Origin of the sequence: Bacillus sp. CH_70 (assembly GCF_038007045.1) — a bacterium.
Taxonomy (GTDB): domain Bacteria; phylum Bacillota; class Bacilli; order Bacillales; family Bacillaceae_G; genus Bacillus_A; species Bacillus_A cereus.
Map to the genome: position 1 here is coordinate 3605147 of NZ_JBBOWL010000001.1, position 13470 is coordinate 3618616.

Genomic DNA, 13470 nt, shown 5'->3' on the forward strand with positions numbered 1-13470 from the left:
TTAAAAGTCAAACATAGAGAAATTATTTTGCGTACCTTGCTCAATTTCATCTACTAAATTATATTGAATTTCTTCATCATAATCGTTGCGCAACTCGATAATATAATCAAAATCATCCAATGTGTATTCTGACTGACTCACAAATACATCAGGATGTTCTACAACTTTTGTTGCAGGCAATCTCATAATTTCACGAACGAGCTGCCAATGTCTTTCGTTAGCACGCTTCGTTGACACAATTCCATCTAGGATGAAAATATTGTCATCGCTATACTCATCTTCAATTAATTGACTACGAACAGTTTGCTTAATAAGAGTAGATGATACAAATAACCACCTTTTATTTGCACAAACACTTGCAGCAACAATGGATTCTGTTTTTCCGACACGAGGCATTCCGCGTATCCCAATTAGTTTATGGCCTTCTTTTTTCATAATTTCTGCCATAAAGTCTACAAGTAAGCCTAATTCATCACGCACAAATCGAAATGTTTTCTTATCATCTGCATCTCGTTGTATGTACCTACCATGCCTAACCGCTAGCTTATCTCTTAGCTTTGGCGGACGATATTTCGTTACCGTTATGTTATCCATCGTATTTAAAATTGATTCAAGTCTAGAGATTTGCTCTTGATTATCACACATAAGAAGTAACCCACGTCGTGCATTATCTACACCATTAATTGTGACAATATTAATGCCGAGCATACCGATTAACGAAGAAACGTCACCAAGCAAGCCAGGTCGGTTTTTATGTATTTCATATTCAAAATACCATTCAATCATCCAAGATCACTCCCCTTGCTTACTTTACACCTACGTACTATATTATATGATTTCACCTTAATAGGGAAGCTAAATGTATAATCTATCCTGTGTAATTATTATACAAAAAAAGTAGAGAGGAGAATCTCCTCTCTACTTTTACTTATGTTGTACAAACTTAACCATTAAGTTTGCAATGGTATGTTGCTCCTGTTCATCAGCAACTTTCCAAAGCTCAGCTAATAATTTCTCTTGGTCATTGCGTCCTTCTACTTCATTAGCAAGGTAGTCGCCAACACGAAATGCCATATCTGATACCGCACCGCCGTCTAAACCTTTTCCTTGCGCTTGCTCTAAACGATCTCCTAAAAAGCTCTTCCACTGATCAAAATTATCTAATACTGACATAATTAAGCACCTCACTATTGAGTAATAAAATCATGCTTAATTTGTGCAACTGTTCATTTTTTATGTAAGAAATTTTTAACAGTGCCAACCACCATTCACTCCGATGATTTGTCCAGTTATGTAAGATGCTCCTGGTGATACGAGGAATGCAACTGTTTTTGCTACTTCTTCTGGTAACCCTATTCTACCTAATGGTATATCTTCAGCAATTCCCATTTTATCTTCTTCAGAAAAAACACTTAACATTTCCGTTTCAATTGCTCCTGGTGCTACCGCATTCACACGTAATCCACTTAAAGACACTTCTTTCGCCAAAGCTTTCACATATGAATTTTGCGCCCCTTTTACCATTGAATAAAGCACTTCACAAGAAGCCCCTATTTGTCCCCATATAGATGAAACAATTACAATATTACCACTTCTCCTCCCAATCATAGGCGGAAGTGCCATTGAAAGTAATTTATATACGTTCTTCACTTGAAGTTCTACCATATAATCCAATTCATCGTTTGTTACATCTGTTACTAGTCCAAAAATACTCTTCCCAGCTGCATATACAATAACATCAATAGGATGTTCAATTTGTCTCCACAATTGCTCTGCTCCATCACTAGAAGCCAAATTCGCTTGCACAGGGATAACTTCCCCCCATGCTTTCTGCAATTCCAATACCTTTCCTTCACTGTTATTGTAATGAACATAAACTGTATATCCATCTTGAATTAATTGTTTCGAAATAGCAGAGCCAATCCCTCCGCTCCCTCCAGTTACTAACGCATACTTTTTCATAAATTCCCTCTCTTATCTCTACAAGTTCACTTTTTACACAACTAAATAATACCCTCATCTTACAATTTTTCAATGATAAGATGAGGGTATCTTTAAAATGTTATTTTTTCGGTAACACCTGACAAACACTCATTTTTTCTTCTGATAACAATAATTTTGCTACTTCTTGTAAGTCTTGAACGGTTAGCCCTTCTAATACAGTCAATGCATCAAATAGACTAGATTCATTAAACGCATATCGTGTAAATTGATTTGCAATATATTCTGGTGAATTCAACGAGCGTAAAAAACCACCAATTTTCTTTTTCTTCACTCGTTCTAATGCCGCCGCATCTAATTGATCATAATCTGTTTTTAATAAAATATCTTTTAAACGATCTGCCAATTCATCAGGTTGTTTCGTATCACCGCCAACCATTGCAAAACCGAAGTTATTTTCTTCTGTATAGTCATACGAGAATGAATCATCAATAAGCCCTTCATTATATAAAGCTTCGTAATGAACAGAACTTTTTCCAAATAAATAATCTAAAAGTAACGTAAGCGCAATTTCTTGTTTTAAAAGCGCTTGCCCTTTTTCTTTTAAATTAGTCGCTTTAATACCAACTAAACATTTCGGTGTTTGCACAGGCATTGAAATAATTTTTTTCTTTTCATTTACCTCATTTGGTTCCTCTTCAAATGAACGCACAATTTCTGGCTGGTTTTTATAATCTTTTTTTGCTTGATTTTCACGTACTAAATCCATTGTTTTCTCTGGATCAATTGCACCCACAACAAATAATAACATATTGCTCGGATGATAAAATGTTTCATAACATTCATATAATAAATCTTTCGTAATTTTACTAATAGATTCGATTGTCCCTGCAATATCAATTTTTATTGGGTGTTTTACAAACAAGCTATCAATTAACCCAAAGTACAAACGCCAATCTGGGTTATCTTGATACATTTGAATTTCTTGCCCAATAATCCCCTTCTCTTTTTCAACTGTTTTTTCAGAGAAATAAGGCTCTTGCACAAAGTTTAGTAATGTATTTAAATTTTGTTCTACGTTTGAAGTACATGAAAAAAGGTAAGCTGTTCGTGTGAAGGATGTAAAAGCATTTGCCGATGCTCCTTGTTTACTAAACAATTGGAAAGCATCGTGATCTTCTTTTTCAAATAATTTATGCTCAAGAAAATGTGCAATCCCATCAGGTACACGAATCATTTCTTCTTTCCCTAATGGTACAAATGTATTATCTACTGAACCATATTTCGTCGTAAACGTCGCAAATGTTTTATTAAATCCTTGTTTCGGTAAAACATATACATCTAATCCATTAGGAAGTTTTTCATAATAGAGTGTTTCTTTTAATTGCTCATAAATAATTTTCTCCATTTACTCTCCCTCCGTTCCTTGTAAAAAGTAAATTGTATCTAGTTCAATATTTTTAGCAACTTTTACAATTTCTTCTTTTGTCACACTTTCTATACCTGTAAGCCATTCTTCAACTGGACGTGTACAATCTGAAATAATACCATGATATAGCATTTCTACAAATCCACGTGGTGTATCAATCGCCTCTAATATTTGATTTTGGATGACACTTTTTGTTTGATGTATTTCTTCTTCAGAAAACTCTCCGTTTTGCATCGCAAGCATTTGTTCTTTAATAATCTCAACTGCTTTTTCATAATTTTTCGCTTCAATTCCTGACATAACAAATAATAAACCTTTATGACTTTCAAAGCGCGATGCTGCATAGTACGCTAAACTATTTTTTTCACGCACATTTACGAATAACTTCGAATGAGAAAAACCACCAAACAATCCATTGAACAATTGCAATGCAAAATAATCTTCATCTTTATATGTGACAAATGTACGATAACCGATGTGTAATTTACTTTGTTTTAATTCTTGTTTTTCAACAACTTCTTTTTCTTCATTATTTCGTCTATGAAGGAGTACATTTCTTTCTCTCACTGGACGAGCTGAAATAGAAAAATACTTACTTACAAGATCAACGGCGTTTTCTGAAATATCACCAATAATATATAGATCCATCTCATCTTCCGCTAACACCTTTTGATAATATTGATACAGACTTTCATTTGTAATAGAAGCAACACTCTCTTTTTTTCCATTTGCACTTAAACGATACGGTTCTACTTTGCACATTTCTTCAATTAAACGCTCGTTTGCATAACGCATTTTATCGTCATAAGTAGCTTCAATTCTCTGTAACAGTGCTCTTTTTTCACTTTCTACGATAGAAGGTAGGAAACCGTTCCCCTCCGTCGCTGGATGTAACACAATATCCGACAACATAGAAAGCGCTTTTTCAAATAACGGTGGTGCATCATGTAAATATACTTCATTTGCAATGTCTACATAAATAGAGATAACATGGTCTTCCCCTTTTTTACTTACATCTACTGCTAAAGAAGACCCGTATAATTCTTCTAAATATTGACGAAGACGAATTACAGAAGGTAATTTTTCTGTCGCACTTTGCAATACGTATGGCAATAGGGCACGCTCTGTCACCGTCTCCTCATTTAAAGGCGCTTTAAAACGAAATACAAAGGTATTCGTTTTATATTTATCAGTCGGAATAATATGTACGCGCAAACCACCTAACTCATGTAGTTGTTGTTCCATTAGTTTCATTTATAGCCCTCCTTTACGTATATAGGAATATTCCTCTTCAATATACAGTTTTTAGAAATAAAAAATCAACTTTTCTCCCTTATTATGCTTACATATGATTCTTTCTAAAAACTTTAATATGTAAGGAACATAGTAAAATTCCGTATTAAATATATTCTATGTAAAAAAGCCCACACTAATGTGCGAGCTTTTTTATACTTATAAAATACTTATCGTTTTCCTTTTTCATAAGGAGTTCCTAATGCTTTCGGAGCTTCAGAACGACCTACAAAACCAACAAGCGCTAATATTGTGAATACATATGGTAATATCGTTAATAAAACACTTGGAATTTGATCTAATACAGGAATTGTTCCGCCCGTTACACTAAGAGATTGTGCAAAACCAAAGAATAGAGCTGCACCTAGTGCGCCTAGTGGATTCCACTTTCCAAAAATCATAGCAGCTAAAGCTAAGAAACCTTGTCCTGTAATAGTTGCCCCTGAGAAGTTATTAGAAATTGACATTGCAAAAATCGCTCCACCAATTCCAGCAAACACTCCTGAAATACACACTCCAATATAGCGCATTTTATATACGTTAATCCCCATCGTATCCGCTGCCATTGGGTGTTCACCAACAGCACGTAGACGAAGACCGAACGGTGTTTTATAAATAACATACCAAACAACGAATGCTAAAATAATGGCAATATACGACGTTATTGGTACGTTCGAGAAAAATATTTTCCCTAAAACCGGAATATCCGAAAGGCCTGGAATATCAATCTTTTCAATACGATACTGAATAAAGTCAGTCTGCCCTTTATCAAAAATCTTCTTAATTGCAAATACCGTTAAACCAAGAGATAAGAAGTTAATTGCTACACCACTTACAACTTGATCTGCTCGGAATGTAATAGAAGCTACCGCATGAAGTAATGCAAATAATCCACTACCAATTGCCGCAAATAATAACGCAATCCACGGAGTCATCGTTCCCCAAGTATCACCCATTAATAAGTTTGTAACAACTCCAATAAATGCACCAAATAGCATTAGTCCTTCTAATCCGATATTTACAACACCCGATCGTTCACTAAATACACCACCTAGTGCTGTGAAAATGATAGGTGCCGATGTATATAACGTACCCGTCACAAGAATGGCTAATATATCTAAAAAGCTCATTTATTTCCCCTCCTTGCTCATGCGTGTAAGCGCCCATCTTAACACATAACTACATGCAACAAAGAAGATGATACATGCAATAATTACATTAATAAGCTCTGATGGTACATCTGCCTCAAAGTTCATTTGAGGGGAAGCACTTTTCAAACCACCAAATAATAAAGCTGAAAGGATTATCCCAAACGGATTATTCCCTCCAAGTAATGCTACAGCAATCCCATCAAATCCTACTCCTGTAAACGAAGACATCGCTGTCATACTCTGGAATGTTCCTAATCCTTCCATCGCTCCACCAATCCCCGCAAATGCACCAGCAATTGTCATGGAGAATACTACATTACGAGAAACTTTCATACCTGCATATTGAGAAGCATGCTGATTAAATCCTACCGACTTTAATTCGTAGCCTAAAGTTGTTCGATCTAATAAGAACCACATTAAAATAGCAATTAATATTGCTACAATAATTCCCCAGTGAAGACGCGAACCATCAGTAATAGAAGCAAGCCAGTCTGAAGATAGTGATGCACTCTCTTTAATGTCATACGTTTTATCATTACCTTCATGTAAAAAGCGCTTAATGATGTCATATGTTACATATAATGCGATATAGTTCATCATAATTGTTACAATAACCTCATTAACTTGAAACTTTCCTTTTAAATATCCAGGAATGAAGCCCCAAATTCCTCCTACCAATGCTGCGAATAAAATAGATAATGGAATATGAAGGAAAGCTGGTAGTGAAACTGCATAACCGAACCAAACCGCTGCAAGCCAACCAACTAGCAATTGACCCTCTACCCCGATATTAAATAAACCTGTACGAAATGCAAACGCCACTGATAAACCAGCAAGAATAAGCGGTATCATTGTACGAAGCGTTTCACCAATCGCACTTGCGCTGCCGAACATCCCTGTCCAAAGTGCACTATAACCCACAATTGGATCATAACCACTAACTAGCATTACAATCGCTCCGACAAGTAAGCCAAAAATAACGGATAGTACTGGGACTAAAATATTTATCGTTCGTTCTGTTAAAAGTTTTTTAGCCATTTGTACCCACCTGCTCCTTCTTTGTTCCTCCAGCCATTAACAATCCAAGCTGTTGTTCATTCGTTTCTTTCGCATCAACTATTGCTACAATTTTCCCTTCATAAATAACAGCAATTCGATCGCTAACATTTAAGATTTCATCTAACTCTAGTGATAAAAGTAATACACCTTTCCCTTTATCCCTTTGCTCTATTAATCTCTTATGAATAAATTCAATTGCTCCTACATCTAAACCACGTGTTGGCTGTGCTGCGATTAATAAATCTGGATCACGGTCTACTTCACGTGCAATAATTGCTTTTTGTTGATTTCCCCCAGATAGAGCGCGTGCTAACGTTTGCTCACTAGGTGTACGTACATCAAACTGTTCAATAAGAGCCTTTGCTTTTTCTGTAATTTTGCTGAAATTTAAAATCCCTTTCTTTGAAAACGGATTCTTATAGTACGTTTGCAGAACTATATTATCTCTAACAGAAAAATCAAGGACGAGTCCGTGTTTATGACGATCTTCTGGAATATGACCAATTCCTTCTTCTGTTATTCTTCTAACAGGCCAATTTGTTATTTCTTTCCCTTTAATTGCAATAGAACCTGACTCAACTTTTCGTAAACCAGTAATTGCTTCTATTAATTCACTTTGTCCGTTTCCATCAATCCCTGCAATCCCAACAATTTCCCCCGCACGAACAGTTAAGTCAAGGCCTTTTACAGCAGGTAGTTGACGTGCATCGTGAACAACAAGGTTTGCAATTGAAAGTACCTCTTCTTTTGGTTTCGCGTCTATTTTTTCTGTTTTAAAATTCACTTGACGTCCGACCATTAATTCTGCAAGTTTATTTTCATCCGTATTTGCAACGTCAACCGTTCCAATTCCTTTTCCTTTACGAATAATCGTACAACGATCGCAAACTTCCATAATTTCTTTCAACTTATGTGTAATAAGAACAATAGATTTTCCTTCTTGCACAAGCTTTTTCATAATTTGAATTAGCTCATGAATTTCTTGCGGTGTTAACACAGCTGTTGGTTCATCAAATATTAAAATTTCTGCACCGCGGTAAAGAGTTTTCAAAATCTCAACACGCTGTTGCATACCAACTGAAATATCCTGTATTTTCGCATATGGATCTACAGCTAAACCGTATTGTTCAGACAGTTTTTGAATTTCTTTAGCAGCTTCCTCAACAGCAATTTTCCCTTTTTTCTTCGGTTCATTTCCGAGAATAATATTTTCTGTAACTGTAAAATTATGAACAAGCATAAAGTGCTGATGAACCATTCCAATACCAAGGTCATTTGCCACATTCGGATTGGTAATGTTTACAGACTTTCCTTTAATTTTAATTTCACCTTGTTCTGGTTGGTACAAACCAAATAGTACATTCATCAATGTGGATTTCCCTGCACCATTTTCTCCAAGTAAAGCATGTATCTCACCCTGCTTTACTTGCAGCGTAATATCATCATTCGCTACAATGCCTGGGAATACTTTCGTAATGTTATTCATCTCAATTACGTATTCCATTGTGTTCCTCCTTTTAACAGGGAACATTCCCTATTACACTATTAACTTATTAAGCAATTCGGAAGTTTTATACATACAAAGGTTAGTTCTATGAACTAACCTTTGCTATTTCTCTATTTATTTTTTTAGAGAAGCTTCATATTCTTTATACTCTTTATCTGTAGCTGGTACTTTAATTTCACCGTCTGTAATTTTCTTTTCAAGCTCTTCTACTTTTGTTAAAATTTCAGGGTTAACTTTTTTCACGTTGTCAGTTGTTTTTGCAATACCAACACCGTCATCTTTTAAACCAAATGCTTCTACTTTACCGCCTTTTAACTTACCGTCTTTCGCTTCTTGTGCTACTTTTTCAACAGCGATATCTACACGTTTTACCATTGAAGTTAATGTTACGTTTTCAGGCATACCTTCTTGGTTTTGGTCACGGTCAACACCGATTACCCAAACATTTTCACCTTTTTTCTTACGGTTTTTCGCTTCAGTGAATACACCGTTACCTGTACCACCAGCAGCATGATAAATTACATCTACGCCTTGACCATACATTGCTGATGCAAGAACTGTACCTTTTTCAGGTTTATCAAATGCTTCTGCATATTCAGATACGATTTCAATGTTTGGATTTACTGCTTTTGCACCCGCTTTAAATCCATTTTCGAATTTACTAATTAAATCACTCTTCATCCCACCAACAAATCCTACTTTATTCGATTTTGTTGACATAGCTGCTACCGCACCTACAAGGAATGATCCTTCATGATCTTTAAATGTAATGCTCGTTACGTTTGGTGCATCTACTACAGTATCAACGATTGCAAATTGTTGTTTTGGAGATTCTTTTGCTACTTCTTTAATTGCACCTTCTAATTTATAACCAATTCCGAAAGATAAATCATACTTATCTTTTGAAAATTTCTTTAAGTTTGGAATATAATCCGCTTCTTTTTCAGACTGTAGGTAACGATAATTTGTCTTTTCCTTTAATCCATTATCTTTACCAAACTTTTTTAGTCCTTCCCAAGAAGATTGGTTGAACGATTTGTCATCAACGCCCCCAACATCCGTTACCATACCAACCTTGAAGTCTTTCGTGTCTTTCTTGTCACTGCTTGCCTTATCCGAGTTACCACATGCACCTAAAACTGTACTTGCTACTAATGTTAATGATAATAAAAGACCTGCTTTTTTCTTCATACTAGAAACCCCTCCAAAAATGATATATATTTATTTATTCTTTCGCTGCTGTCCCTTACTTCTTGCTGTCACCTCCCTAAAAAGGAACTTACCTACATACGCTTTCTTAATACGTGGAAGCTAAACTTATCAGCTCTAAAGTAATTGATAGAATATAAGATTGGCTCATCATTTTGATCATAGTGCATTTGTTTTAATACAAGCAGTGCTGTTTCAGGCTCACATTCTAAAATCGGTGAGATTTTAGGGTGATAGCCAATTGGCTCAATGTGAGCAACCGCATATGTTATGCGCTTATGCGTGTTATTATGTATCACCGTTAATAATGATTCCTCATTGTAACCCGATAAATCTGGCAATATTTCTTTTGCAAGTTTATCGATACAATATACAACAGGTTCCCCATCTGCTGTACGCACGCGTTCAATCATCACTGCATTAAAACCATCTTCACTATTAAACTTCTCTTTTTCCTCTTCTGTTAAAGTTGTAGTAGATGATGATAAAAAGATCGTTCCTGGTGTTTTCCCCACACTAGAAATCATATCTGTAATACTAGAAAGTTGTTCTATTCCAGAAGAAAATAATGGCTTTGCATTTACAAATGTCCCTACACCATGTCTACGAATGACAACATTTTCTTCTTCTAAAATACGTAACGCTTCCCTTAAAGTCGCTCTACTTACGCCAAGTTCTTTCGCTAAATCAAACTCTGATGGTAACTTTTGTCGTTCTTTATAAGCCCCATCTTTAATTTTTTCTTTGATGTGATCAATCACCCGTAAATATAGGTGACGACTATCGGATTTTACTGACATAAGACTCCCCCGCATTTCAATTATTCGACCTCTGATGTAAGACTTCTTTTCTCTTTTTTCAACTTACAACATAGTACAAATGACTAACCACTAAAAATAAGCACAATTGTCGAATAAATAATAATAATTTTTTAAAATGAAATTTTCACTCTTTACTGTATAAAAAAAACTTTGCACCATAAACATTCCTCATTTCGAGAAAAAGTTCGGCACAAAGATCCTTTACATCCTTTGTTACACACTTTTCCCCTCATAGTCTAGCAATTCATGGTTGCCAGGTAGAAACTTATGGACCTTATCTCCAAGATTATATGAGGCAGTGATTCTTTTCGAAGTAATCTTACCACTTGCTCTCATACGTGTCAACAAAATCCAACATTTTTCTGCATTAAATATCGAACATTTACATAAAACATACTCAAAGTATTCGTATTCTATAGGGACCCTATAAATGTAAGCCCTTTCTTTATTGCTGAGTATAGTATATAACAAAAACACTATATAAAAAAGCCTAATTGTAAAAACAATTAGGCTTTTTTTAAGAACTTTTTTCTTGTACATCATTAATGAGTACTTCTCTCGGTTTACTACCTTCATATGGACCTACTACACCATTCATTTCCATTGCATCAATTAGACGAGCAGCTCGCGTATAACCTACTCTAAACCTACGTTGCAGCATAGAAACAGATGCTGTTTGCATTTCCACTACAAGTTGAACCGCTTCATCATATAATTCATCTTCTACTTCCTGCTTCGTATCAGGAACATCTTGCGGAATCATATCTTCTTGATATTGTGCTTTTTGCTGTCCAATAACATATTCTACAACTCTCTCAACTTCATCATCTGATAAAAATGCGCCTTGTACACGTACAGGTTTCGATGCACCAATTGGTATAAACAGCATGTCGCCACGACCTAGTAGCTTTTCTGCACCACCACCGTCAAGAATTGTACGAGAATCTGTTTGAGAAGATACAGCGAATGCAATACGCGATGGAATATTTGCTTTAATAACACCCGTAATAACGTCAACTGACGGACGTTGCGTTGCAATAATTAAATGAATACCAGCAGCACGAGCCATTTGCGCTAGACGCATAATCGCATCCTCTACATCAGACGAAGCAACCATCATTAAATCTGCTAACTCGTCCACAATTACTACAATATACGGTAATTCGGGTTGTTTCGCTTCTGATTGACTATTATGTTCTTTTATATAATCATTGTATCCTTCAATGTTACGTGTACCACTATGAGCAAATAATTCATAACGACGTTCCATCTCACTCACAACTTTTTTCAATGCTTGCGATGCTTTTTTCGGATCAGTTACAACTGGCGTTAACAAATGAGGCACACCGTTATATACATTTAACTCTACCATTTTCGGGTCAATCATCATTAATTTTACTTCATGCGGTTTTGCACGCATTAAAATACTAACAATAATACCATTAATACATACACTTTTCCCGCTACCTGTCGCACCAGCTACGAGTAAATGGGGCATTTTATTTAAACGGGCTAATACAGCTTCACCTGTAATATCTCGGCCAAGACCAATTAACAACTTCTCTTCCGGATGATTATTAGCCTTAGAATCAAGAACTTCCCTCAGCGTTACCATCGAAACTTCTGAGTTCGGAACTTCGATCCCTACAGCTGATTTCCCGGGAATTGGCGCCTCAATACGAATGTCCTTTGCAGCTAAAGCAAGGGCTAAATCATCACTTAAACTGACAATTTTGCTTACCTTTACCCCCATATCAGGATACACTTCATATTTTGTAACTGCAGGACCTCTATGCACTTTGGTTACTTTCGCTTTCACTCCGAAACTTTGGAATGTACGTTCTAATTTACGAGCATTCTCATAAATTTCCGCGTTTTCATTTGTAACTTGCTTATTCTTTGGAAATTTTAATATATCAAGTGAAGGAAGCTTGTAATCTTTATTTTCTACATTTGAAAATTGCATAGGAGGTGCTTGCGCTTCACTCTCTAACGATTCAACAATTTTTTCTCCACGCTTTTTCTTTGATTCTTCAATTGGTGGAGTCTCTTCAATAAACGGTGAAGTGATCAAATCTTCTTGCTCTACTTCAATTCGTTTATCCTCTTCTTCATTTACAGGATAATTCTCAGTGAAATTTGAAATAATTGGCGGATCAATTTGGATTTCTTCCATCGGCTCAATAACTTCTTCTTGTTCTGCAGCACGTTTGCTTCTTGTACTTCTTGTTGTTTTTTTCTTTTCTGTTTGTTCAGCCGTTCTTTTGGATTTCCAATCTTTATAATCCCCTTGTATCACTTGAAATTGACTTCTAAGAATTCTACCAACTGGAGCTAACACTTCTCCAATATGTTTATTTGTTATACAGAGTACCCCGAGAATAACTAAAATAATTCCAATGATATAGGCTCCTACTTCGTCGAATAGGAAGTAACATGTCGCGAACATAAGCGCACCAAACATACCACCACCTAAATGAACGCTATCTGGCCCTTTTTTCATTTCAAGAAAGAAGTTATCTTTCGTACTCACAATAACAGAAGTATTTTGCACTGCTCCATCTTTTGTAAGAAGGTTAAATAATGTAATATGACTAAACATTAATATTGCCAATACAATTAAATAAAATCCAATTAACCGTTTATTTAAAAGGTTCGGCCATCCGCGTTTTATAACAAAGGAAACCGATAAAGCTATTACACCTAACACACCAATTATGTACCACTCACCAAAGAAGAAGCGAAAAAATAACACAAACGATTTCCCTACAACGCCTAGCTGTAAAATCGTAATGATTGAAAGTGCAAAAAGAGTTAAACCGACGATTTCATAATACAAAGTTGGCTTTATCGTACGTCTTGCCTTTGCCTTCGTCCCTCTTTGCTTTTGTTTTGCCATTTCTTCACCTCGTGTTCTACATATAAGTAAAGCTCTCCTAAAAATGCTCTATTTATATGTCTGTTTTCTCTATTTTTCAGGTCTTTATATCTTCTATTTTTACACTTCTTGTAAAATGCTAAATAAACAGAAGAAAGCAGCCTACTCATGGCTGCTCAACC

The 13470-nt window shown here is 35.6% G+C and carries 11 protein-coding genes and 1 riboswitch; all 11 genes read right to left on the bottom strand.

Annotated features, from left to right (window positions below; genetic code table 11):
* The 11 genes from N2V79_RS18160 to N2V79_RS18210 all read right to left on the bottom strand — a co-directional run bounded on the left by N2V79_RS18160 (window position 1) and on the right by N2V79_RS18210 (window position 13309).
* A complete protein-coding gene (locus N2V79_RS18160) occupies window positions 1–786 on the bottom strand; it encodes a DUF3388 domain-containing protein (RefSeq protein WP_000574107.1) in 786 nt (261 codons plus the stop codon).
* A gap of 138 nt (window positions 787–924) precedes the next feature.
* Entirely contained in the window at window positions 925–1173 is a 249-nt protein-coding gene (locus N2V79_RS18165) for a DUF3243 domain-containing protein (RefSeq protein ID WP_000114444.1), read from the bottom strand.
* A 75-nt stretch (window positions 1174–1248) separates the two neighbouring features.
* Window positions 1249–1962, bottom strand: a complete 714-nt coding sequence (gene ymfI / locus N2V79_RS18170; protein WP_000759626.1) for an elongation factor P 5-aminopentanone reductase — start codon at window positions 1960–1962, stop codon at window positions 1249–1251.
* Window positions 1963–2062: 100 nt separating this feature from the next.
* The gene (yfmH, locus tag N2V79_RS18175; RefSeq protein WP_000411277.1) at window positions 2063–3349 is read right to left on the bottom strand and encodes an EF-P 5-aminopentanol modification-associated protein YfmH; all 1287 of its coding nucleotides are present in this window, start codon (window positions 3347–3349) and stop codon (window positions 2063–2065) included.
* Window positions 3350–4624 carry an EF-P 5-aminopentanol modification-associated protein YfmF gene (yfmF, locus tag N2V79_RS18180; RefSeq protein WP_340720128.1) on the bottom strand — a complete coding sequence of 425 codons (1275 nt, stop codon included), beginning with the start codon at window positions 4622–4624 and terminating at the stop codon, window positions 3350–3352. It abuts the gene before it with no gap.
* A 209-nt stretch (window positions 4625–4833) separates the two neighbouring features.
* Window positions 4834–5793, bottom strand: coding sequence for an ABC transporter permease (locus tag N2V79_RS18185; RefSeq protein WP_000008857.1), 960 nt, complete (start codon window positions 5791–5793; stop codon window positions 4834–4836).
* Window positions 5794–6852 (bottom strand): ABC transporter permease, encoded by a 1059-nt coding sequence (locus N2V79_RS18190; protein WP_001085255.1) that lies wholly within the window; start codon window positions 6850–6852, stop codon window positions 5794–5796.
* Window positions 6845–8377 (bottom strand): ABC transporter ATP-binding protein, encoded by a 1533-nt coding sequence (locus N2V79_RS18195; RefSeq protein ID WP_000456925.1) that lies wholly within the window; start codon window positions 8375–8377, stop codon window positions 6845–6847. The genes N2V79_RS18190 and N2V79_RS18195 overlap by 8 nt, the downstream gene beginning before the upstream one ends.
* Window positions 8378–8494: 117 nt before the next feature.
* The gene (locus N2V79_RS18200; RefSeq protein ID WP_000725773.1) at window positions 8495–9571 is read right to left on the bottom strand and encodes a BMP family lipoprotein; all 1077 of its coding nucleotides are present in this window, start codon (window positions 9569–9571) and stop codon (window positions 8495–8497) included.
* Between the two features lie 92 nt (window positions 9572–9663).
* Window positions 9664–10389 (bottom strand): GntR family transcriptional regulator, encoded by a 726-nt coding sequence (locus tag N2V79_RS18205; RefSeq protein ID WP_000114182.1) that lies wholly within the window; start codon window positions 10387–10389, stop codon window positions 9664–9666.
* A 233-nt stretch (window positions 10390–10622) separates the two neighbouring features.
* Window positions 10623–10724, bottom strand: a riboswitch (purine riboswitch).
* Window positions 10725–10927: 203 nt separating this feature from the next.
* Window positions 10928–13309 (bottom strand): DNA translocase FtsK, encoded by a 2382-nt coding sequence (locus tag N2V79_RS18210; protein ID WP_053563764.1) that lies wholly within the window; start codon window positions 13307–13309, stop codon window positions 10928–10930.
* Between the last annotated feature and the right edge of the window lie 161 nt (window positions 13310–13470).

Coding starts and splice junctions, on each gene's coding strand:
- N2V79_RS18160 (WP_000574107.1), bottom strand. CDS start 786: ATGATTGAATGGTATTTTGAATATGAAATACATAAAAACCGACCTGGC.
- N2V79_RS18165 (WP_000114444.1), bottom strand. CDS start 1,173: ATGTCAGTATTAGATAATTTTGATCAGTGGAAGAGCTTTTTAGGAGAT.
- ymfI (WP_000759626.1), bottom strand. CDS start 1,962: ATGAAAAAGTATGCGTTAGTAACTGGAGGGAGCGGAGGGATTGGCTCT.
- yfmH (WP_000411277.1), bottom strand. CDS start 3,349: ATGGAGAAAATTATTTATGAGCAATTAAAAGAAACACTCTATTATGAA.
- yfmF (WP_340720128.1), bottom strand. CDS start 4,624: ATGAAACTAATGGAACAACAACTACATGAGTTAGGTGGTTTGCGCGTA.
- N2V79_RS18185 (WP_000008857.1), bottom strand. CDS start 5,793: ATGAGCTTTTTAGATATATTAGCCATTCTTGTGACGGGTACGTTATAT.
- N2V79_RS18190 (WP_001085255.1), bottom strand. CDS start 6,852: ATGGCTAAAAAACTTTTAACAGAACGAACGATAAATATTTTAGTCCCA.
- N2V79_RS18195 (WP_000456925.1), bottom strand. CDS start 8,377: ATGGAATACGTAATTGAGATGAATAACATTACGAAAGTATTCCCAGGC.
- N2V79_RS18200 (WP_000725773.1), bottom strand. CDS start 9,571: ATGAAGAAAAAAGCAGGTCTTTTATTATCATTAACATTAGTAGCAAGT.
- N2V79_RS18205 (WP_000114182.1), bottom strand. CDS start 10,389: ATGTCAGTAAAATCCGATAGTCGTCACCTATATTTACGGGTGATTGAT.
- N2V79_RS18210 (WP_053563764.1), bottom strand. CDS start 13,309: ATGGCAAAACAAAAGCAAAGAGGGACGAAGGCAAAGGCAAGACGTACG.